A 21657-nucleotide genomic window follows, 5' to 3' on the forward strand; every position below is an offset into this window, starting at 1 on the left:
TGAGTTAGTAGTAATACTACTAATCATGGACCTGACCGACACCCAGCAGGCGATCCTGCAGTTGATCGCCGAGCGTATCGAGAGCGAAGGCGCACCGCCGTCGCAGACTGAAATCGCACGTGCGTTCGGCTTCAAGGGCGTGCGCGCGGCCCAGTACCACCTGGAGGCCCTGGAGCAGGCCGGTGCGATCCGTCGCATCCCCGGCCAGGCCCGCGGCATCCGGCTGGTGCAGGCGCCGCGGGTCGAGAAGCTGGCCGAGCCAGGCCTGCCCGACAGCGTGCTGCGCCTGCCGGTGCTCGGCCGGGTTGCGGCGGGCCTGCCGATCGGCGCCGATATCGGCTCGGACGATTTCGTGGTGCTGGACCGGGTGTTCTTCTCGCCAGCGCCGGACTACCTGCTGAAGGTGCAGGGCGATTCGATGATCGACGAGGGCATCTTCGACGGTGACCTGATCGGCGTGCACCGCACCCGCGACGCCCATTCCGGGCAGATCGTGGTGGCCCGCATCGATGACGAGATCACCGTCAAGCTGCTGAAGATCGCCAAGGATCGTATCCGCCTGCTGCCGCGCAACCCCGACTACAAGCCGATCGAGGTGCAACCGGACCAGGACTTCTCGATCGAAGGCCTCTATTGCGGCCTGTTGCGACCCAACCGTTGACCCGTTCCATAGCGCATTACCCCGCGGTCTTTTGTGGCGATTCTCTGGTTCCACTGAGGTTGGTACGGATGTCCGATAATTCTTTTCAGAGCGCCGGGCAGAATCTCAGCCTGTGCGATACGTCCGACTTAAAGTGAGCCCATGGCAAAGAAGACCCCCAAAGACAGCACCTCCAACGACACGACCTCTGCAAGGACCCAACCGATGGACGAGAACAAGAAGCGCGCCCTCGCTGCAGCTCTGGGCCAGATCGAAAAGCAGTTCGGCAAGGGCTCGGTGATGCGCATGGGCGACCGCGTGGTCGAGCCCGTCGAAGCCATCCCGACCGGTTCGCTGATGCTCGACATCGCACTGGGCATCGGCGGTCTGCCGAAGGGCCGTGTCGTCGAGATCTACGGGCCGGAATCCTCGGGCAAGACCACGCTGACCCTGCAGGCCATCGCCGAATGCCAGAAGATGGGCGGCACCGCGGCCTTCATCGACGCCGAGCACGCGCTGGACCCGATCTACGCCGCCAAGCTGGGCGTGAACGTGGACGACCTGCTGCTGTCGCAGCCGGATACCGGTGAGCAGGCGCTGGAAATCGCCGACATGCTGGTCCGCTCGGGTTCGGTCGATATCCTGGTGATCGACTCGGTCGCCGCACTGACCCCGAAGGCCGAAATCGAAGGCGAGATGGGCGATCAGCTGCCGGGCCTGCAGGCCCGCCTGATGAGCCAGGCGCTGCGCAAGCTGACCGGCAACATCAAGCGCTCCAACACCCTGGTGGTCTTCATCAACCAGCTGCGCATGAAGATCGGTGTGATGATGCCGGGCCAGAGCCCGGAAACCACCACCGGCGGCAACGCGCTGAAGTTCTATGCCTCGGTGCGCCTAGACATCCGCCGTATCGGCGCGATCAAGAAGGGTGACGAGATCATCGGCAACCAGACCAAGATCAAGGTCGTCAAGAACAAGCTGGCGCCTCCGTTCAAGCAGGTCATCACCGAGATCCTGTACGGCGAGGGCATCAGCCGCGAGGGCGAGCTGATCGACATGGGTGTGGATGCCAAGCTGGTCGAGAAGGCCGGTGCCTGGTACAGCTACGGCGAAGAACGCATCGGCCAAGGCAAGGACAACGCCCGCGGTTACCTGCGCGACAACCCCACAGTTGCTGCGAAGCTCGAAGCCGAGCTGCGCGAGAAGTTCCAGCCGACCGAAGCCAGCCGTGAGGAAGGCGACGACGAAGGCGACGACGAGTAAAGCTTGCTGTGGGGCAGGGCGGCGCCGTCAGTGACGTCGCCCTGTCCCGCAGGTTCGAATCGCCCAGGGATGGGCTGGGCGCCACGGATGGCGCCACCCTTGGAGTACGCATGTCCGACGCCGACGACATTCCCAACGGTCGCAAACGCCGGCCGCGTGAGCAGACCCCCGTGCAACGGGCGCTGGGCCTGCTGGTACGCCGCGAGCACTCGCGCAAGGAACTCACCCGCAAGCTGACCGCACGCGGCATCGAAGACGATGCGGCGCAGGCGGCTGTCGCCAAGCTCACCGAGGCCGGCTGGCAGGACGACACCCGTTTTGCCGAGAATCTGGTGCGGATGCGTGCCAACACCGGCTATGGGCCGATCCATGTCCGCGCCGAGCTGGGGACCCACGGCCTGGATAGTGCCGCGATTGCCGCGGCGATGGACAGCTACGAAGGCGACTGGCAGGAAAACGCCCGTGACCTGGTCCGCCGACGCTTTGGCGAGGCCGGCCCGCAGGACCTGACGCAGCGGCGCAAGGCCGCCGATCTGCTGGCCCGACGCGGCTTCGACGGCGACAGCATCCGCCGCGCGACCCGCTACGACCCGGATGACTGAGACTGGCGGCGCCGGGCCTGATACCCTTTAGGTTTTCGGCGGTCCCTCGCGACCCTGGCCAATGCGGCCGGTGGTCCGGGCCCGCCGGCCCGCAGACTGCCAGCCCCCCAATGAACGCATCCGCCAAATTCACGACTTCCCAGATCCGCAGCGACTTCCTTGAATTCTTCAAGGGCAAAGGCCACACCATCGTGCCGTCGGCGCCGCTGGTGCCGGGCAATGATCCGACCCTGCTGTTCACCAACTCCGGCATGGTGCAGTTCAAGGACGTGTTCCTTGGTGCGGAGAAGCGCAGCTATGTGCGCGCGGCCGACGTCCAGCGCTGCCTGCGCGCGGGCGGCAAGCACAACGACCTCGACCAGGTCGGCTACACCGCACGCCACCACACCTTCTTCGAAATGCTGGGTAACTGGTCCTTCGGCGACTACTTCAAGAAGGACGCGATCGCCTGGGCCTGGGAACTGCTGACCCAGGTCTGGAAGCTGCCGGCCGAGCGCCTGCTGGTCACCGTCTACCAGACCGATGACGAAGCCTACGAACTGTGGCGCGACATGGTCGGCATTCCGGAAGCGCGCATCGTGCGCATCGGTGACAACAAGGGCGCGCCGTTCGCTTCGGACAACTTCTGGCAGATGGCCGACACCGGCCCCTGTGGCCCGTGCACCGAGATCTTCTACGACCACGGCGACCATATCGCCGGTGGCCCCCCGGGTTCTCCGGATGAAGACGGTGACCGCTTCATCGAGATCTGGAACCTGGTGTTCATGCAGTTCGACCGCCAGCCCGACGGCACCCTGGTGCCGCTGCCGGCCCCGTGCGTGGATACCGGCATGGGCCTGGAGCGCCTGGCGGCGATCCTGCAGCACGTGCACACCAATTACGAGATCGACCTGTTCCAGGCCCTGATCCGCAAGGCCTCCGAGCTGACCGGCACCGCCGACCTGGAAAACAAGTCGCTGCGTGTGATCGCCGATCACATCCGTGCCTGTTCGTTCCTGATCGTCGATGGCGTGCTGCCCTCCAACGAAGGCCGTGGCTATGTGCTGCGCCGTATCATCCGCCGCGCCCTGCGCCATGGCTGGATGCTGGGTGTGCGCCAGCCGTTCTTCAGCAAGCTGGTGCCGACCCTGGTCGAGCAGATGGGCGAGGCCTATCCGGAACTGCCGGCAGCGGTTGACACCGTCACCCGTGCGTTGCAGGCCGAGGAGGAGCGTTTCGCTGAAACCCTCGACGCCGGCATGAAGATCTTCGAAGACGTCGCGGGCAAGGCCAGCAATGGCGTGATCCCGGGCGTTGACGCCTTCCGCCTGTACGACACCTATGGCTTCCCGCTCGACCTGACCCAGGACATCGCCCGCGAGCGCGACCTGACCGTCGACATCGCCGGCTTCGATGCTGCGATGGAACAGCAGCGCGAAACCGCACGTGCGGCCGGCAAGTTCGGTGGCGGCGTGACCCTGCCGGCCGAGCTGGTGGCGACCCTGAGCCCGACCCGGTTCCTCGGCTACGACCGCCTGCAGGCCGACGGCCTGACCGTGCTGGCCGTGCTGAAGGACGGTCGTCCGGTGCAGTCGGCCGATGCCGGTGACGCAGTCATCGTGATCACCGACCAGACCCCGTTCTACGCCGAATCCGGTGGCCAGGTCGGCGACACCGGCGTGCTCACCGGCAACGGAGTGCGCCTGGCGGTGGACGATACCCAGAAGTTCGCCGGCCAGTTCCATGGCCACGTCGGCACCCTGTCCGACGGCGGCCTGAAGGTCGGCGACGTGCTGTACGGCCAGGTCGATGGCGAGCGCCGCGGCGCCACCATCCTCAACCACTCGGCCACCCATCTGCTGCATGCCGCCCTGCGCGAAGTGCTGGGCACCCACGTGCAGCAGAAGGGCTCGCTGGTCGCTCCGGACCGCCTGCGTTTCGACTTCTCGCACTTCCAGCCGATCAGCGCGGAAGAGCTGGCTGTGATCGAGCGCAAGGTCAACCAGCAGGTGCGCGCGAACAACGCTGCCGAAGTGCACAACATGGGCATGCAGGAAGCGCTGGACTTCGGCGCCATGGCCCTGTTCGGCGAAAAGTACGGTGAGCACGTGCGCGTGCTGAAGATGGGTGATTACTCCACCGAGCTGTGCGGCGGTACCCACGTCAACCGCACCGGCGACATCGGCCTGTTCAAGATCACCTCCGAGGGCGGTGTTTCCGCCGGCGTACGCCGTATCGAAGCGGTCACCGGCCAGGGCGCCCTGGACTACGTGGACGCCGAAGAGGCCCGCCTGGCCGAGGCCGCCGACCTGCTCGGTGGCAGCGCTGCCGACGTGGTCGAGAAGATCCGTGCCCTTGGCCAGCGCCAGAAGCTGCTGGAGCGCGAGCTGGAGGCCGTGAAGGCCAAGGTCGCCGCCGGTGCCACGGCTGACCTGTCCGGCCAGGCTGTCGAGGTTGCCGGCGTGAAGGTGCTGGCTGCCCGCCTGGAGGGCTTCGATGCCAAGGCCCTGCGTGACGCCATGGACCGCCTGAAGCAGCAGCTGGGCGATGCGGTGATCGTGCTGGCCGGTGCCCAGGACGGCAAGGCTGCCCTGGTTGCGGGTGTGAACGGCAGTGCAATGGGCAAGGTCAAGGCCGGGGAACTGTTGTCCCATATCGCCAGTCAGATCGGGGGCAAGGGCGGCGGACGCCCGGACCTCGCCCAGGGTGGTGGCGAGGACGGGCCCGCCCTTGCCACTGCGCTGGCTGCAGTCGTCGAATGGGTCAGCCCCCGCCTGTGATGAACCTGGCCGTCCCCCTCCTTGTAGGAGCGGGACGGCTGACGGTACCATTGCGAATCTTTTCCCTTTGTCGTGGTAGCGCTTCTTGACGGAGCGTCAAGCCGGTGGGGGATACCCTTCCACACGGTTCCATGGAGACTTACAAAAATGTTGATCCTGACTCGCCGCGTCGGCGAAACCCTGATGATCGGTGACTCGGTGAGCGTCACCGTGCTTGGCGTCAAGGGTAACCAGGTGCGTATCGGCATCACCGCGCCGAAGGACGTCGCTGTGCATCGCGAAGAGATCTATCAGCGCATCCAGCGTGGTGATGAAGCCGGTGGCACCGGTAGCGAAAATTCTGCCGAATAACGCTTTACCTTCGCACTCGATTAACGTTATGATTCACGCCCCGCTGAGGTGCAACGCACCAGACGCGGAGAAAACCCCGGAGTGATGCCCGAGTGGCCGAAGGGGCTCCCCTGCTAAGGGAGTATAGGGTCAAAAGCTCTATCGAGGGTTCGAATCCCTCTCACTCCGCCAGATACAAAGAAGCGCCTGCAGATCCTCGATCTGCAGGCGTTTTTCTTTGTTCAACGCGGTAACACACGGCCGCGCCGCACGGGCGTTGTGCAGGCCTAGTGGGTGGTGCCAGCCGCGTCCTGCCCGACTTCGGGCGAGGAATAGAGCCTGGGCTCCGGCACCGCATGACCCGGATGAGCGGGCGGCGCAATGCCGCTTGGCGTTTCGCGCCAGAGAATTGCCAGTGTGCAGTCATTGGCACGTTGCCTGCACATTCTTTCCGCTTTGCGTTGTGCGGCGTCCGCCGTCTTTTCCCCAAGTGCAAAGCCCATGGCGACGGTGCCGGTAGCGATCGCCGAATATCCCACCGCGGTGGTCGTGGCAGTCTGCGCGCAGTTGCGGGACCGAACGGCGCAGTGCTGCAGTGCGCGCTGCATCGCAGCCGACAGCGTGCTGTGGTTCATGGCGTAGCCGTAGCGGCCATCGTCGTCGTAGACGATGGCGGAGGCCGCGTTGGCGCCGGATGACAGGCACAGCAACAGGCCAAGTGACAGGGGGCGCATCCAGTTCATTCCCATCTCCATTTTCTGCTGATGGTGGATCAGACCGGGTTTGAAGCGCAACGTTGCCGCCACTACGCCGAGCCCGCAGTTCATCGAACCGCGGGCGGCGCCATCGGTTGACCGTCAGAGCCTCACCGTCACCCCCACCTGGAAACCACGCCCCGGCAACGGCGCGATGTACTTCAACGGCGAGTTGTGCGGGCGTGCTTCTTCATTGAGCAGATTGCTGCCGTTGATGAACACCTCCATGCCGGCGATGTAGCTGTTGCGTACCGGCAGCTCACGGCTGACCTGCAGGTCGACCAGGTTGAAGGCATCCAGTGGCACTTCCTCGCTGACGTTGCGGCCGAGGTACTTCTGCGTGTCGTAGTAGGTGCTGGACAGCTGCGCCTTCCAACCCTCGCGTTGCCACTGCAGATTGGCGCCGTAGCGGTTGGTCGGCATGTTCGGCAGGTACTCGCCGTCGTTGTGGGCACGCAGCGAATCGGGGTGATCGGCCTTGTTCTTCACCAGGTCGGCGAAGGCGGAGATGTTCAACGTGCCATAGCGGCCAAGGTCCAGGGCCTGCGATGCGTCGATCTCGAAGCCCTTCACCGTGGTGTCGGTCTGCTTCCAGTATTTCAGCGGCAGGCGGTTGGCGGTCTGCACGCCCGAGTAACCCAGGTACAGATAGTTCTCGTACTTCATCCGATACGCGGTGGCCGACAGTTCGAACCCTCCGATATGGAACAGGCCGGTCAGCTCCAGGTTTTTCGCGCGCTCTGGCTCGAGGTTCTGGTTGCCTTCTTCCTGGGTCATCACCGAGTAGTGCGCGTTGCTCGCATACAACTCATTGATCTCCGGTGCGCGCTGCGAGGACGAGTAGCGCACCTTGGCGGCGAACAACGGACCGAGCTCGACATACGAACCCAGGCCGTAGCTGTTGAGCCGGTAGGAACGATCCTGCAGTTTCGTGTTGGCGGCATTGCGCGCGGTCTTGAAGCGGCTTGGTTGCAGGTCATGGTCAATGCGCTCGTGGCGCACGCCAGCGTCGAAACTGGCCCAGCCGAAGTCCAGCGTCTCCTTCAGGAACACCGCGTTGCTGCGGGTGTCGACGTCAGGCAGGTAGCGCAGCGAGCCGCTGCCGGTGACATCGCGCGACTGGTGGCTGTAACCGAGCAGGCCGCTGAGTGGACCGACGCGCTGATGGCTCAGCAGCAGTTCGGCCTGGGTGCTCTCGAAATCGTAGTCGTTGGCCTTGGAAGCACCCAGCCGTTCGCCGGAGGCGTTGTCCAGCTTGGAGACACGCAGTTCGGCGCGCTCGAACCACGGCAGCGGGTCGCGTAACAGGGCTTCCAGTGCGTAGCGTTCCTGCTTGATCACCACGCCCACCGGCAATGCGTTGGCGTAGTTGGAACCGAACGACAGGTTCTGCATCGAGAACCCGGGCACGCCGTATTCGCTGTCCTTGGCATCGATGCTGACACCCACGTAACCACGGTCGAAGAACAGGGTCGACCCGAACGCCACCTGCGAATTGCGCGCGTAACTGTTGCCCAACCGGTGATGGTAATCGGGCGTCACATCATTGTTGATCTGCTTCTGTACGTATGACGGCGTGCCGGCGACATAGGCCGGATTGACCGGATTGATATAGGTACGGCGCTGCCAGACCGAAGTCGGGTTGTTGGTGTAGAACGAGAAATCACCATCGGCCCAGTCCGGGTTCTCGGTCATGAACTGGTCGATGTAAGGTTGCGAGGCCTTGTTGTAGATCTGCTGGACGCGCGCCTCCTTCTGGCAGCTGTCGGCCAGCGCCGAGTTGACGCCGCCGGTCGGCGGAAACAGTCGGGTGTTGCAGACACTGGCCTTGCTGTTGCCGGGGATGTCGTAGTGCGAGATGCGCTGCCGAGAGACCTGCAGGTTGGTCGAGAGGTTGCGCTGGTTGTTGAAGTTCATGCGGAAGCCCTGCGCGTCGGCGGCATTGAAGCCCTTGCGCAGGACCAGTTCCATCGACTGGTCCTTGTCTTCCATGCTGCGCGAGATCAGGCCCGGATCGATCTCCACGCTGCCTCCGATCGCATTGCCGCCGTAGCGCACGGTGTCGGAGGACTTGTTGACGGTCACACTGCGTACGAACAGCGGATCGAACGGAATGTTGATGTCGCCGCTGATCGCGTTCATGCCGAGGATGGACTGGCCGTCCTGCAGGATCTGCACGCGGTTGCCGCTGAGGCTGCGGATGACCGGAGCGCCCGCGTTTGGCCCGAAGGCGCTGCTCTGCACGCCGGAGACGTGTTCGAGCAGGCCGCCGAGGGTGCGGTTCTGCGCCTGTGGGTTGTCGACAGTGACCCGGGTGTCGATGCGCGAGGGCTGGGAGGCCTGGACCTGGAGGGTGGGGAGGGTGGGTTCGTCCGCGGCCTGGGCGGTGTGGACGGCGAACAGAATGGCAGCAGCAAGCAGGTGGCGACGCATGGCATGATCCGTGAAAACAAGGTGAAATGTTATAACGTAACCATTTGTATCGACAAGGGCGAAATGGGCCTTGCGGCAGGCGGTGGATATGAGAATGGTTCTCATATGAAAATGCGGGACGATCCCCTCTGGTCCCATCATGCTCAACCTCACCCTTGCCGACCTTGATCGCCTGGGCCGCAGCAGCGGCTTCCGCTATCGCCTGCCGGCGTCGGCCGCCGATCTGTCGGGTGAACAGTGCGTGGTGCAAGGCAGGGTGGAGCAGCGTCGCCTGCGCCCGGGCATGACCCTGGCGCTGTCGGACGTGATCGCCCATCAGCCGTTCGAGGCAGCTTCTGAATCGCCGCCGGCCTTCTCGGCGATCGTGATGCTGGAGGGACGCGCAGGGGCGCGGCTGGCGGGGCAGGCAGTGATCGGCATGAACCCGGGTGCCGGCACGATGGTGCTGGCCGAGGCAGCACCGATGACCGCGATTCATCCCGCCGGGCAGCGGATGCGCAGCCTGAATGTCTCGTTGGACGCACCTGCCGGGATTGACGACCCGATGATCAGCGAACTGCTATCCACCGCGCATCGCACCGGTCACCCGCGGTTACGTGGTTGGCAGGTTCCCGGGCATCTCGAGCACGCCGCTGACCAGCTGCTGTCGGGCAGCTGGCACGGGGCGATGCATGAACTGCTGTGCGAGAGTATCGGCCTGCAGATGCTGGCCCTGGCGCTGGGGGCGCCTGCGAGGGAGGCATCGCCGGACCTGCGTGTTTCAGCACGTGACCGCCGCATGCTGCAGCGGGTGATGGATTGCCTGCAGGCGGCTCCAGCCGCCGACCATTGCCTGGAGGATCTGGCGCGCCTGGCCTGCATGAGCCCAAGCAGCCTGCGCCTGAAGTTCCAGCAGGTGTATCAGTGCTCGGTGTTCGGCTGGCTGCGCGAGCATCGCCTGCAACTGGCCTGCGCACAGCTGCGGCAGGGCTGCAGCGTACAGCAGGCCGCGCATTTCGTCGGTTACCGGCATGCCACGAATTTCGCGACCGCGTTCCGTGCGCGCTACGGCATCGCGCCCAGCCAGCTGCGCTGACGCCGGATCAGCGTCGGCAGTGCGCATACATCTGCTGCGTCTACGCATACGTGTGCTCACGCTCAAATGACAATAATTCTCATCCAGCCTTTCTCTCCTGCTGGATCTCCCATGCCCGCCTGTATCCGCCCGCGCGCCCTGGCAACCGCCATCGGCACGACCCTGGCGCTGTTCAATACTGCCCACGGCGCCGAGCGCGCCCCCGCCGCGAACACCTCGCAGCTGCCCACCGTGCAGGTCACGGCCGATCTCGATGGCAGCACCGAATCCTCACGTTCCTACACCACCGACTCCATGGGCACGGCGACGGGGTTGTCACTGACCTCGCGGCGGACGCCGCAGTCGGTCAGCGTCATCACCCGCCAGCAGATCGAGGACCGGGGCCTGCTCAGCACCGCCGATGCGCTGGCCACTGCTCCGGGCATCTCGGTCACGCGCAGTGATGCCAACCGCTACTCGTTCTCGGCACGCGGCTTCGACATCGACAACTATCAGTTCGATGGCGTGGTGATGCCGGTGCTGTCGCCGTGGAATTTCGGCGAGAACAATCTGGACATGGTGGTGTACGACCGCATCGAGATCGTGCGCGGCGCCAATGGCCTGATGACCGGTGCCGGCAATCCGTCGGCGGCGGTGAACTACGTACGCAAGCGCCCGCTGCGCGACGTTGCTGCCAGTGGCGGCATCAGCCTCGGCAGCTGGGACGCGCGCCGTGCCTGGGTGGACGTGTCCAGCCCACTCAGCCGGGAAGGGCGCGTGCGTGGCCGCATGGTCGCTGCGCAGGCCGAGGGCGACAGCTACACCGCTGGCCTGGACAGCACCACGAAGACGCTCTACGGCGTGGTCAGCGTGGACCTGGGCGAGGACACCGGATTGATCGCCGGTATCTCCTACCAGGCCAACGACAATCGTGGCTTCGGCAGCGGCTTTGCGCTGTTCAATGCCGACGGCACGCGTACCCGCTTCGACCGCTCGGTATCGGCCACAGCGCCGTGGGCACGGATGAGCACCGATACCCGCAACGGCTTCTTCGATTTCAACCATCGCTTCGGCAACGACTGGCAGGCACGCGTGTCCTACAGCCGCTCGCATACCGATATGGAGATGAAGCATCTCTACCGGGGCGGCTATCCCGATCCGGTGACCGGGGCGATGCCCAATGGCAATAGCTTCACCCGCTACGACGGTCCGGTGCGCCGTGAGGCGGTCAGTGTCAGCCTGACCGGTCCCTTCCAGCTGTTCGGCCGCCAGCACACGGCGTCCGTCGGCTGGTCGCGCTCACGCGACGAGATCGCACTGGGGCAGTACCGCGCACTGGCCCCGTTGCCGCCGTTGGCCAGCTATTTCGACTGGCACGGGCCGGGCACGCCCGAGCCGGTGTGGGCCAGCAACAAGACCCAGGCCGATGATCTGGACAATCATCAGAGCGGTGCCTATGCCGTGGCGCGGCTGTCGCTGGCTGATCCGCTGCATGTGATCGTCGGTGGCCGCCTGAGCAACTGGGAGACCGACCAGGTCTACTTCGGCAGCAAACGGAAGTACCGCTACCGCAACGAGTTCGTGCCCTATGCCGGCGTGGTCTGGGACCTCAACGACTACAGCAGCGCCTACGCCAGCTATACCGGCATCTTCAAGCCGCAGAACAACCGCAACGAATCCGGACAGATCCTCGACCCGGTCAGCGGCCGCAGCTATGAGCTGGGCGTCAAGGGCAGCTGGCTGCAGGAGCGCTTGAATGCGTCGGTGGCGCTGTTCCGCACCCAGCAGGACAACCTGGCCGAGGCCACCGGTGGTCTGGTCGAAGGCAGCACGCAGGCGGCCTACCGCGCAGTGAAGGGCGCAACGGTAGACGGCCTGGAACTGGAACTGGCCGGTGAGCCGCTGCCGGGGTGGAGCCTGGGCACCAGCTTCACCACCTTCATCGCGCAGGACGCGCAGGGCAGGGCGATCAACACCGCCAAGCCGCGCAGCCTGTTCAAGCTGTTCACTACCTGGCGGCTGCCGGGTGCCTGGGACCGGCTGACCATCGGCGGTGGCGTGGACTGGCAGAACCGCATGTACCAGACCGCCACCGCGCCCGGAAATCGCCGGGTGCCGGTGCAGCAGCCCAGCTACGCACTGGTGAACCTGATGGCGCGCTACCAGTTCAGCTCCAATGTGTCGGCGGCGGTCAACATCAACAACCTGTTTGATCGCCATTACTATTCGCAGATCGGCTTCTACAACCAGGGCTGGTACGGGGCACCGCGAAACGTGATGTTCACGGTGAAGGTGGGTTACTGAAGATGCCGTCGCGCGGTTCAGGGATCCAGCGGATCCATCGGATCGATGCGCAGCGATTCGGGAGCCGGCACGAACGGGATCGCGTAGGGCGAAACGCGTGAACCGACCTTGCCCGGAACGTAACCCAGTTCATGGCGGTTGCGCTCGCTGAAGGCGCTGCTGGCGACCGAATCGATATGCGATGGACTGCTGACCACCAATGCCGGTTGCCGCGGCGGTGCCTGCAGGGCCGCCAGCAACCGGGCCGCATTGCGCAGATTGGTGGTGGTGTGGCGGGCATACGGCTCGATGATGATTGCATCTGCGGGAATGCCGAAGCGTGCCATCAGCGCTTCGCGCATCTGTACCGCTTCGACGCTGCGGGTGCCGCGTGGATGTACCGCACCACCCGAGACGATGAGGAAGGGTGCATCACCTGCCGCGTAGCGCTGCGCGGCCGCCTTCAGGCGCAGCTTGCTGCCGGCGCTGAGCGGGGTGGTCAATTCGTCCGGTCCCTGGCCCAGCACGATGATCGCGGTGTACGGATGCGCATTCCAATCGAGCTGCCGCGCACGCGCAAACGGCGCGGCGTTCATTCCCGCGCTGATCGGCTCGAAGCGGATCGCATCGAGGCGGTCATTGGCATCGAGCAGGCCTACCGCCACCGCGATGCTGCGATCGAAGGCGGTGTAGGCCGCGCTGGCGTCCACCTCGCTCATTTGCACGGCAATGGCGACGTCGCCGGCCAGTCGCGTGCTGCCCGCCGCGCCGACCGGGCCGTCGATGGCGTCGTAGCGGGGTGGCTGGCCCTGGCCGTAGACGGAGAGAATGTTGTTGAGGCCTGCCAGTTCCCGTTCGATGGCTTGGGCGTGCGCGGGAGCCGCGGCGATCAACAGGCCGGCCTGCGTGGGCGTCCAGCGTGCGGACGCGAGCGTGCAGGTGGCGGTCCGGCAGTCGGCCAGCTGCTGCATGCGTTCGGCCAGGAGGGCGCGCGCATCACCGGGCAGTGTATCGGGCTTCAACTGCATGAGGGTGGGGAACAGTCGTGCGGCCAGCGCGGCGCTGTCGCGGTCGTCGGCCGCCGCCGCAAGCGGCAGCGCCGCCGCGGCAAGCAGGGCAAGGGACAAGGCAAATCGTCGATGCATCACCAGCTCCTGCTCACCATCAGGCGGACGTTGCGGCCGAACAGCGGCCGTCCATAGATTGCCTCGGCCGAACCCTGTCCGGCCAGGGCATCGGTGCGGGTGTTGCCCTCGGTGAGTCCCTTTTCATTGGTCAGGTTGTCGCCCACCAGCTGTGCGCCCCAGTTGCCGCGTTTCCATGAAACGCCCAGCCCCAGGGTCTGGTAGGCAGGCAGCGCCGTCTGGTTGAACAGATCAACATAGGATTTGCCGACCACGTCATAGCGCAGCCAGGTCTCGAACTGGTCCTGGCCGTGCTGGAAGCTGAAGGTCGGGCGGAGGTTGCCGTAGAGCTTGGGCTCGCGAACGATCTGCTTGCCGTTGACGGCGGCCGGATCGGCGCCGGAATCGTTCTGCAGGCTGTCGTACTGCGGATCGCTGACCGTGATCGAACCGGCAATGCTGAACCAGTCGAGCGGCCGGAACAGCCCATCCAGTTCGATGCCCTTGGAGACGGCGGTACCGATGAACGGGACCGACTGGTCATTGCGGCCGGTCGTCGGGTTGAACGCCACGAACGAGGCGTTGAGCGGGTCGAACTTCGTGTAGAACGCAGTCAGGTACAGGTAGGACCGGCCGAATCCGGCCTTCAGGCCCAGCTCGTACTGGTCCAGCTGCGTCTGCACGATGGTGGGATCGATCGAGCGTGCCACCGACGAGTTGGGAACGATCTCCATGTGCGAGACGCGGGCGTAAGCACCCAACGAAGAGGTGAAATCGAAGTTCGCACCGACGGTCCAGTTGGTCGCGGACGGATCCAGGCGATGGTTCTGGACGACGCCGGTGAACCGGCGCGTGGTGTTGTCGGCCAGTGTGGTGCGGTCGCCGAGGTCGACCTGGGCGGTCTGCTCTGCATAGCCTTCATAGCGGTAGCGTTCATGGCGGATACCTGCGTCGAGCTTGAAGCGGTCCGTCAGTGCCCACGTGTCATTGGCATACACCGCGAACATGCGGGCATCCACTTTGCCGCGATTGAGGGTAGTGGTGTAACGCAGCGTGCCCTTGTCGGTGACGTATCCCAAGGGGGCGCCATCGTTGCCGTAGGCCACCAGATCCAGCAGGCGTGGCTTGCCGCGCATCTCCATCAGCATGTCCTGGTACAGACTGAAGGCCGTGGTGCCGAAGAAGGCCGTATATGCGCCGATGTTCAGATCGTGGCTGCCCCAGGCCGTTTCAAACAACCGCGTCGCACTGAAGTCGGCCTGGCCGGAGTAGAAGTCCGAATCTGCGGCCCGGTACTGGGCCGAGATCACCAGGCCGGAGTCGGCATAGGGGTCGTAGGCGCTCGCCCCGTTGCTGCCGGCCAGAGCGTAGCCCATCCGCGCGACGCCGGCGCCGAAGGCGCTACGGGCCGCGCCCAGATAGCCGTTGGCGAAAGTGCGTGCGTCGACCGGGTTGGTGGTCGAGTACAGTGCGTCGAAGGTGTTGCGGCCCTTGGTGTAACCGGTTTTCAGCGAGATCGTCCAATCGCTGGCGGTATTCTCGTACTGGAAGCCGATGTTGCCGAAGCGCATGTGCCGGCCATCGGCCAGGTCGCGGTTCATGCCCTGCAGGACGCCGCCGCCATCGAGGTATTTCAGGTTGACACTGCGCAGCGACGGCGAGTTCAGCGTACCGTCGAAGTAGTCGATGTACGGGTCCAGCGGGACGCTGGGATTGCGCGGATCGGCGACCGGGATCGGCAGGTAGAACGTATTGTGGTCATCGACGAAGGTACCGCTGACCTTGAACCAGCTGGTGTCATCGAAGTAGTGCTTGATGTTGCCCCTGATCTGCCCGCCCTTGTCGTTCGGGAAGCCGTTGTCGCGGTAGCCATCGTGCTGGCGCAGGAATCCACCGACCGCATAGAAGGTGTCCTTGCCGAGGGCGCCGGACTGGTACATCTCGCCGCGGTACAGCCCGGTGTCACCCACGGTCAGCTGGGCCTTGCCGTGGGTCTGTTCCGAGCCCTCGGCCAGAATGTTGTTGACGATGGCGCCGCCACTGCTCGCATAGATCGGCGCCGGGCCACCACGTACGATCTCCACCCGCTGGTTCATCACGTCGAACCGGTTCATGCCGTCGCCGGAATTGAAGAAGTGGCCATCCAGCTCCTGGTAGAGCGGCAGGCCGTCCTGCTGGAAGGCGATGAAGCCACGATCGGTGGGAATGCCGCGCAGCCGGGTGATGTTCTGCACCTCGCCTCCGGTGGCTTCGACATGGATGCCGGGCACGGACCCGAGCAGGTCGGCGTAGCTTTTCGGTGCGAGTTTCTGCACGTCTTCGCGGCTGAGCGAATTGACTGCGAAGGACGCATCGAAACGACGCTGGGTGCGCGCCGCACCGGTGACCACTACCGCATCCAGCGTTGCGGCGTCGACGCTGCCCTGGTTCTGGACCGGGGCGTCCTGCGCAGAAGCGTTGCCATGCAGGGATATCAAGGCCAGGGAGATTCCCAGGACCAGGGGGCTGATGTTCATCGGAGGGCGGCCATGCAGGAAAGGGGGACCGCTGCACGGTAGGTCCGGGCGATGACGGAATTGTTTACTTCGGCGGAAATAAACAATTAAACGATGGCATCGGCGCCCAGCTGGTGGATCGGCAGCAGCGCCGCGCCCACCGATACCGCGGATCCTCCCAGCCGTGACACATGCACCTGCGGCAGGCGCAGGCTGTCCAGCGCGCTGCTCCAGCGTGCCGGCTGCTGCAGGTGTTGCCCCAACGCCTCCAGTACCTGGCGGGGCAGCGAACCGGACAGGATCACGGCGCCCGGATCGAGCCACGCCACGCCGGTATTGGCCGCTGCGCCCAGCTGGTTTCCCGCGCGTTCGGCCCAGGCACTGATGATGCCGGCATGGCTTTCCAGGCAGGCCTCCAGCTCGAACAACGAAGGAATTCCGGCGCCGGCCTCGCGCAACGTGGCCAGCAGGTCGATACCCGAGGGGCGCGGTGCGTCCATGCGGAACAGGCGGCCGATGTCGCCTGCATTGCCGAACTCACCGCGCATCACATCACGCCGGTGGATCACGCCGCCACCCACGCCGTGGCCGACATACAGCAGCAGCGCCGAAGCGCAGTCGCGGATCAGCCCGCTGTCGTAGTACTCCGCCAACGCCGCCAGGGTTGCATCGTTCTCCACCCACACCGGGAAGCCGAAGTAGTCTTCGAAGAACTGGTCGTTGTCGATATCGCGCCAGCCATGCAGCCAGTCCACCGCGTGCCGGCGTGCCGGACCGGTTTCGACCACGGGCCCCGGAACGGCCACGCCGAGGCCCAGGAACCGCGCGCGCATCAGTCCGGTGCTGCTGGTGAGGCTGCGCAGGCGCTGGTCCACGCAATGGACGAAATCGTGGGGATCTGCGCTGTCGAATGCGGTGGCATCACGGGCGATGAGCTGGCCGGCGAAATCCACCAGTGCGATCTCCAGCCAACCGGGATGCACCGTGGCGCCGGCGGCATAGCCGCCCCGGCCGGACAGCGCCAGTGGCACCGACGGACGGCCGCGCTGGCCATCGGACAGCTGTTCCTGCTCCTCGATCACTTCCAGCATCAGCAGCTCACGCGCCAGGCGGGTCAACGCGCCGTTGTGCATGCCCAGCTGGTGGGCGATGGTGATGCGGGGAACCGCGCCCATCGTGCGCAACAGCCAGATGATGCGCTTATGGTCGGCCTCCAGCGCGATCAGCGGCTTGCGGCGCAGCCGCGATGTCGGGGCCAGGCTCACGGGCGCAGGCCCTCGCTGCGTGCTGGAGGGATGGGCCAGGCCAATGCGGCCAGCGAAAGCAGGCTGCCAATGGCGACCAGCGAGACCAGGGCGACCGAGGTGTCCAGATCGCCCGCCTGTATACCGGGCAGCACTTCGCCCAGCAGCAACGAAGAGGCCGCGATGGATAGCTTCATGGTTCCGGTGAGCAGTGCAAAGCAGCTGAGGTCATCGTCGCGTCCGCCATGGATGGCGTGGCGACGGGCGATCAGCGCGGTGCGTCGCCACAGTACCAGGCCGACGCTGGCCACCGCCGTCCCGTGGGTCGCGGCACATGCAATCGCTATGGGCGTGGAGGGGAGGGCCAGGTACACGCCGACGGCTCCGACGGCCAGCACCGACATCAACGCGAGCATCCCGGTCTCGCTGTGCAGCGTTGTACGCAGGCGCAGGCAGAGCCAGGGGGCAACCACCATGCCCGCCACCATCGCAAAGGTCAGCGCTGCCCCATGTTCGGCGAAGGGGAACAGACGCCCTGCCAGGCCGACCAGCGTCGTCTCCGCCGCCGCGGCCAGCAGAACCGGCAGCAGCGCTGGCAGGGGCAGGGCAACAGCAGCGGGCGTCCTGGTTGCGTTGGGCCGTGGGGGCGTTGCGACGCAGGCCAAAGGAAGCGCAGCGGCCGCGATCAGCACGCCGATGACCGTGCAGATCAGCAACGCGTTGCCACTGCCCTGGGACGCAGGCGTACCGACCACGACGAACAGCGCCGAGGCAATGCACAGCTTGGAGATCGGCACTACCACGGCGCGGATGGAGACATAGCGCATGGCCTCGTCCTCGTCACGGGGCAGCAACGACGTCAACGCGTTCTGGGCCACGTCGTAGACTGCATAGCAGGTACGGAACAGCAACGATGCGACCAGCAATGGCAGGAAGGCGGGCTCGGTTGCGTTGCCCGGGCTGAACAGCAGGCAGGCGCTGGCCGCCGTGCCGAGCCCGCCGATGAGCTGCAGGCGCAGGGCGAGGCGCTGCTGGTTGCGCAGGCGGGTGAACACGGCGGCCAGCAGCAGATCGAGCAGGCTGCTGTAGGCCAGTGAAATGGCCAGCAGCTGGCCGGTGTGGGCCGCCGACAGCCCCAGCCGGGCGTGCAGGTAGTAGCCCAGCACCAGATCCACGAATGACCAGGCCAGGGTGCGGGCAAAGTGGCCGGCGGCATAGAGGTGCCGTGGCGAGGGCTGCGCGTTCAACGCCGTGTACTGGGGGAGAAGAGCCGGAGATGCTGGATCGTTCTACTACCCCTGTGTGACATGGTCCTGACATGGCGGGTGGCCGGGCATTCAGCGCGTGGCTTGCACCCCCTGCCGCGGGCGTGCAGCATTTGCCCTGCTGCCCCCACCACGCGTCACGCAGCGCTTTCTTCACTGGAACGGAGCAACGTATGAAACTGTTGTCCGCTGTGTTGTTGTCTGCGCTTTCGCTCTCCGCCGTTCCGGCGCTGGCAGTGGAAGCTTCGCCCTCACCGCTGTTGGGGCGCTGGTCGCTGGATATCGCCACGTCTGCACTTCCCGAAGCGCAGCGCCCGAAGCATGTGGTGCTCGAGTTCAAGGACGCCGGTGCGGGGCGTTGGAGTTCACATGTGGACATCGTCCTGCACGACGGCAAGACCATGAAGTCCGACGGCACGCTGGCGCTGGACGGCACGCCGGGGCCCTTGTCCGGTACTTACGGTGCGGACAAGGCCAACCTGAAACTGCCGGCGCCGAACACCCTGGTGATGCAGCTGGTGGACCACGGCACGCCGGCCTCCACCCGCATCTATACCGTGGCGGCCGACCGTACGACGATGACCGAGACCAAGGCGTTCTACGGTCACGACGGTACGCCGATCCTGCAGACCAATCTGTTCAAGCGGATACCGTAGCGGCGCCGCCTGCACCACGCCCGCACAGCGGGCGTGGTGAATGCAGCAGCCTTATACCGTAGCCGGGTCGCGCTTGCCGGTGTCGATGCCGTACTTGTCGATGGCCTCCTGCATCCGCGAGCGCTCGATGCGGCCTTCGTCGGCCAGCGACTTCAGGGCTGCCAGCACGATGAAGTGGCGATCCACTTCGAAGAACGTGCGCAGCGACTCACGCGTGTCGGAACGGCCGAAGCCATCGGTGCCGAGTGCGGTGAAGCGACGGTCGTTGATGAAGGGACGGATCTGGTCGCCGACGATCTTCATGTAGTCGGTGGCCACCACCACCGGGCCCTCATGGCCCTGCAGGCACTGCTGCACGTAGGGTACGCGCGGTTCCTCGGCCGGGTGCAGCAGGTTCCAGCGTTCGGCAGCCAGGCCATCGCGACGCAGTTCGGTCAGGCTGGTGGCGCTCCACACATCGCTGGCGACGCCGAAGTCCTGCTGCAGCAGTTCTGCCGCGGCTTCCACTTCGCGCAGGATCGAGCCGCTGCCCATCAGCTGCACGCGTGGCTGCGAGGCGGTATCGGCGGCTGCCGGATGCAGCAGATACAGGCCCTTCAGGATGCCCGCTTCCACGCCCTCCGGCAGTGCCGGCTGCGGGTAGTTTTCGTTGAGCACGGTGATGTAGTAGTAGATGTCTTCCTGGTCGACATACATGCGGCGCAGGCCGTCATGGATGATCACCGCCAGCTCGTAGTTGTAGGTCGGGTCGTAGGACACGCAGCTCGGAATCACCGACGACAGCACGTGGCTGTGGCCGTCATCGTGCTGCAGGCCTTCGCCCATCAGCGTGGTGCGGCCCGACGTGGCACCGAGCAGGAAGCCGCGGGTACGCGCATCGGCAGCGGCCCAGGCCAGGTCACCGACACGCTGCAGGCCGAACATCGAATAGAAGATGTAGAACGGAATCGTGGCCAGGCCGTGGTTGCTGTAGGCGGTGCCGGCGGCGATCCACGAACAGATCGCACCGGATTCATTGATGCCTTCCTGCAGGATCTGGCCGTCCTTGGCTTCCTTGTAATAGCTCAGCTGGCCGGCATCCTGCGGGGTATACAGCTGGCCCAGGTAGGAGTGGATGCCGATCTGGCGGAACAGGCCTTCCATGCCGAAGGTGCGCGATTCATCGGGCACGATCGGAATCACCAGCTTGCCCAGGTCCGGGTCCTTCAGCAGGCTGGTGAGGATGCGCACGAAGCCTATGGTAGTGGACTGGCCACGATCGCCGCTGCCCTGCAGCTGGGTGTTGAAGATCGACAACGGCGGCAACGGCAGCGGATCGATCTTCGCCAGCCGCGACGGCAGCTGGCCGCCCTGGATGCGGCGGCGCTCGGCGAAGTAGGCGGCCTCGGCGCTGCCGGGCTCCGGACGCAGATAGGGCATCTCCTCCAGCTGCTCGTCGCTGACCGGCAGGTTGAAGCGGTCGCGGAAGGCGCGCACCGCATCGGCGCTCATCTTCTTCAGCTGGTGGTTGATGTTCTGGCCTTCGCCGGCTTCGCCCATGCCGAATCCCTTGACCGTCTTGGCCAGGATCACCGTCGGCCGGCCGCGGGTGTTCACCGCCTGCTGGTAGGCGGCGTACACCTTCTGCGGATCGTGGCCACCACGTGCCAGCGCCCAGATCTCGTCGTCGCTCATGTGCGCGACCCGCTCCAGCAGCTCGGGGTAACGGCCGAAGAAGTGTTCGCGCACATAGGCGCCGCTCTGCGACTTGAAGGTCTGGTAGTCGCCATCCACGCATTCCATCATGCGCTGGCGCAGCAGGCCGCTGTGGTCGCGGGCCAGCAGGTCGTCCCAGCCGCTGCCCCAGATCAGCTTGATCACGTTCCAGCCGGCCGCGCGGAAGGTGCCTTCCAGTTCCTGGATGACCTTGGCGTTGCCACGTACCGGACCGTCCAGGCGCTGCAGGTTGCAGTTGACCACGAACACGATGTTGTCCAGCCGCTCGCGGCCAGCCAGGGAAATTGCCGCCAGCGATTCGGGCTGGTCCATTTCGCCGTCGCCGAGGAAGGCCCAGACCTTGCGGCCCTGGTGTTCTTTCAGGCCGCGGTATTCCAGGTAGCGCATGTAGCGCGCCTGGTAGGCGGCGGTCAGCGGGCCCAGCCCCATCGATACGGTGGGGAACTGCCAGAACTCCGGCATCAGGCGTGGGTGTGGATACGAGGACAGGCCTTCGCGGCCGGCTTCGCGGCGGAAGTTGTCCATCCGTGCCGGATCGATGCGGCCCTCCACGTACGCGCGGCCGTAGATGCCCGGCGCGGAGTGGCCCTGGATGTAGATCATGTCGCCGTCGAAGGTGTCGGTGTGGCCACGGAAGAAGTGATCGAAGCCGACGTCGTACAGCACTGCCGCGGACTGGTAGGTGGCGATGTGGCCGCCGACATTGGAATGCTTGCCGGCACGCAGCACCATCACCATCGCGTTCCAGCGGATCATCGCGTTCAGGCGGCGCTCGATGGCCAGGTCACCCGGGTAGGCCGGCTGGCGCTCGGGCGGGATGGTGTTGACGTAGGCGGTCCAGGCACGGGTATGCAGGTCGCCGTGCTGCTGCGCGTCCAGATCGCTCAGCTGGTCGATCAGGTAGTGCGCGCGCGGCCGGCCGCCGGCCTGCATCACCGCCTCCAGCGATTCACGCCACTCCCGCGTTTCCAGCGGGTCGGTATCGAAGGGGATCAGGGCTTGGTTCATGACGGTCTCCAGAGGGCGCCGGTCGGACTT

The 21657-nt window shown here is 65.4% G+C and carries 15 protein-coding genes and 1 tRNA gene; 9 read left to right on the forward strand and 7 right to left on the reverse strand.

Annotated elements, in window-relative coordinates:
• Positions 1-25: 25 nt before the first annotated feature.
• From lexA to ACTJJM_RS06860, 6 genes are all read left to right on the forward strand, one after another.
• Positions 26-661, forward strand: coding sequence for a transcriptional repressor LexA (gene lexA / locus ACTJJM_RS06835; RefSeq protein WP_126559299.1), 636 nt, complete (start codon positions 26-28; stop codon positions 659-661).
• 204 nt (positions 662-865) lie between these two features.
• The gene (gene recA / locus ACTJJM_RS06840; protein WP_010484252.1) at positions 866-1903 is read left to right on the forward strand and encodes a recombinase RecA; all 1038 of its coding nucleotides are present in this window, start codon (positions 866-868) and stop codon (positions 1901-1903) included.
• Between the two features lie 110 nt (positions 1904-2013).
• On the forward strand, positions 2014-2505 hold the full coding sequence (gene recX / locus ACTJJM_RS06845; RefSeq protein WP_049412637.1) for a recombination regulator RecX: 492 nt from the start codon (positions 2014-2016) through the stop codon (positions 2503-2505).
• 110 nt (positions 2506-2615) lie between these two features.
• Positions 2616-5264, forward strand: a complete 2649-nt coding sequence (alaS, locus tag ACTJJM_RS06850; RefSeq protein ID WP_126559301.1) for an alanine--tRNA ligase — start codon at positions 2616-2618, stop codon at positions 5262-5264.
• A gap of 147 nt (positions 5265-5411) precedes the next feature.
• On the forward strand, positions 5412-5615 hold the full coding sequence (gene csrA / locus ACTJJM_RS06855) for a carbon storage regulator CsrA (protein ID WP_004152909.1): 204 nt from the start codon (positions 5412-5414) through the stop codon (positions 5613-5615).
• 78 nt (positions 5616-5693) lie between these two features.
• Positions 5694-5786: transfer RNA gene (locus ACTJJM_RS06860), tRNA-Ser, on the forward strand.
• Between the two features lie 95 nt (positions 5787-5881).
• On the opposite strand, the gene ACTJJM_RS06865 is transcribed toward ACTJJM_RS06860, so the two are convergent.
• Positions 5882-6337 carry a DUF4189 domain-containing protein gene (locus tag ACTJJM_RS06865; RefSeq protein WP_032953406.1) on the reverse strand — a complete coding sequence of 152 codons (456 nt, stop codon included), beginning with the start codon at positions 6335-6337 and terminating at the stop codon, positions 5882-5884.
• A 114-nt stretch (positions 6338-6451) separates the two neighbouring features.
• The gene (locus ACTJJM_RS06870; protein WP_440865329.1) at positions 6452-8782 is read right to left on the reverse strand and encodes a TonB-dependent receptor; all 2331 of its coding nucleotides are present in this window, start codon (positions 8780-8782) and stop codon (positions 6452-6454) included.
• A gap of 139 nt (positions 8783-8921) precedes the next feature.
• On the opposite strand from ACTJJM_RS06870, the gene ACTJJM_RS06875 reads away from it, so the two are divergent.
• Together ACTJJM_RS06875 and fauA are read left to right on the forward strand one after the other, a co-directional pair.
• Complete coding sequence (locus tag ACTJJM_RS06875; RefSeq protein WP_126560116.1) at positions 8922-9857, forward strand: helix-turn-helix transcriptional regulator; 936 nt, start codon at positions 8922-8924, stop codon at positions 9855-9857.
• A 111-nt stretch (positions 9858-9968) separates the two neighbouring features.
• Positions 9969-12140, forward strand: coding sequence for a TonB-dependent alcaligin siderophore receptor FauA (gene fauA / locus ACTJJM_RS06880; protein WP_053092550.1), 2172 nt, complete (start codon positions 9969-9971; stop codon positions 12138-12140).
• A 17-nt stretch (positions 12141-12157) separates the two neighbouring features.
• On the opposite strand, the gene ACTJJM_RS06885 is transcribed toward fauA, so the two are convergent.
• From ACTJJM_RS06885 to ACTJJM_RS06900, 4 genes are all read right to left on the reverse strand, one after another.
• The gene (locus ACTJJM_RS06885) at positions 12158-13264 is read right to left on the reverse strand and encodes a YdcF family protein (protein ID WP_010484259.1); all 1107 of its coding nucleotides are present in this window, start codon (positions 13262-13264) and stop codon (positions 12158-12160) included.
• On the reverse strand, positions 13264-15759 hold the full coding sequence (locus tag ACTJJM_RS06890; protein ID WP_126560114.1) for a TonB-dependent receptor: 2496 nt from the start codon (positions 15757-15759) through the stop codon (positions 13264-13266). The genes ACTJJM_RS06885 and ACTJJM_RS06890 overlap by 1 nt, the downstream gene beginning before the upstream one ends.
• Before the next feature lie 86 nt (positions 15760-15845).
• Positions 15846-17003: an ROK family protein gene (locus tag ACTJJM_RS06895; protein ID WP_126560112.1), complete on the reverse strand. Its 1158-nt coding sequence runs from the start codon at positions 17001-17003 to the stop codon at positions 15846-15848.
• On the reverse strand, positions 17000-18229 hold the full coding sequence (locus tag ACTJJM_RS06900) for an MFS transporter (RefSeq protein ID WP_126560110.1): 1230 nt from the start codon (positions 18227-18229) through the stop codon (positions 17000-17002). Before ACTJJM_RS06900 ends, ACTJJM_RS06895 begins: the two co-directional genes overlap by 4 nt.
• A gap of 191 nt (positions 18230-18420) precedes the next feature.
• Between ACTJJM_RS06900 and ACTJJM_RS06905 the strand changes: the two genes are divergently transcribed.
• On the forward strand, positions 18421-18903 hold the full coding sequence (locus ACTJJM_RS06905; protein WP_010484263.1) for a hypothetical protein: 483 nt from the start codon (positions 18421-18423) through the stop codon (positions 18901-18903).
• Positions 18904-18954: 51 nt separating this feature from the next.
• Here the strand turns inward: ACTJJM_RS06905 and aceE are convergent, their stop codons facing one another.
• Positions 18955-21627 carry a pyruvate dehydrogenase (acetyl-transferring), homodimeric type gene (gene aceE / locus ACTJJM_RS06910; protein ID WP_440865330.1) on the reverse strand — a complete coding sequence of 891 codons (2673 nt, stop codon included), beginning with the start codon at positions 21625-21627 and terminating at the stop codon, positions 18955-18957.
• Positions 21628-21657: the final 30 nt, after the last annotated feature.

The organism is Stenotrophomonas sp. 22692 (assembly GCF_052045015.1).
Taxonomy (GTDB): domain Bacteria; phylum Pseudomonadota; class Gammaproteobacteria; order Xanthomonadales; family Xanthomonadaceae; genus Stenotrophomonas; species Stenotrophomonas geniculata.

Excerpts from the sequence above, each read along its gene's own strand:
- lexA (WP_126559299.1), top strand. The coding sequence starts at position 26 with ATGGACCTGACCGACACCCAGCAGGCGATCCTGCAGTTGATCGCCGAG.
- recA (WP_010484252.1), top strand. The coding sequence starts at position 866 with ATGGACGAGAACAAGAAGCGCGCCCTCGCTGCAGCTCTGGGCCAGATC.
- recX (WP_049412637.1), top strand. The coding sequence starts at position 2,014 with ATGTCCGACGCCGACGACATTCCCAACGGTCGCAAACGCCGGCCGCGT.
- alaS (WP_126559301.1), top strand. The coding sequence starts at position 2,616 with ATGAACGCATCCGCCAAATTCACGACTTCCCAGATCCGCAGCGACTTC.
- csrA (WP_004152909.1), top strand. The coding sequence starts at position 5,412 with ATGTTGATCCTGACTCGCCGCGTCGGCGAAACCCTGATGATCGGTGAC.
- ACTJJM_RS06865 (WP_032953406.1), bottom strand. The coding sequence starts at position 6,337 with ATGAACTGGATGCGCCCCCTGTCACTTGGCCTGTTGCTGTGCCTGTCA.
- ACTJJM_RS06870 (WP_440865329.1), bottom strand. The coding sequence starts at position 8,782 with ATGCGTCGCCACCTGCTTGCTGCTGCCATTCTGTTCGCCGTCCACACC.
- ACTJJM_RS06875 (WP_126560116.1), top strand. The coding sequence starts at position 8,922 with ATGCTCAACCTCACCCTTGCCGACCTTGATCGCCTGGGCCGCAGCAGC.
- fauA (WP_053092550.1), top strand. The coding sequence starts at position 9,969 with ATGCCCGCCTGTATCCGCCCGCGCGCCCTGGCAACCGCCATCGGCACG.
- ACTJJM_RS06885 (WP_010484259.1), bottom strand. The coding sequence starts at position 13,264 with ATGCATCGACGATTTGCCTTGTCCCTTGCCCTGCTTGCCGCGGCGGCG.
- ACTJJM_RS06890 (WP_126560114.1), bottom strand. The coding sequence starts at position 15,759 with ATGAACATCAGCCCCCTGGTCCTGGGAATCTCCCTGGCCTTGATATCC.
- ACTJJM_RS06905 (WP_010484263.1), top strand. The coding sequence starts at position 18,421 with ATGAAACTGTTGTCCGCTGTGTTGTTGTCTGCGCTTTCGCTCTCCGCC.
- aceE (WP_440865330.1), bottom strand. The coding sequence starts at position 21,627 with ATGAACCAAGCCCTGATCCCCTTCGATACCGACCCGCTGGAAACGCGG.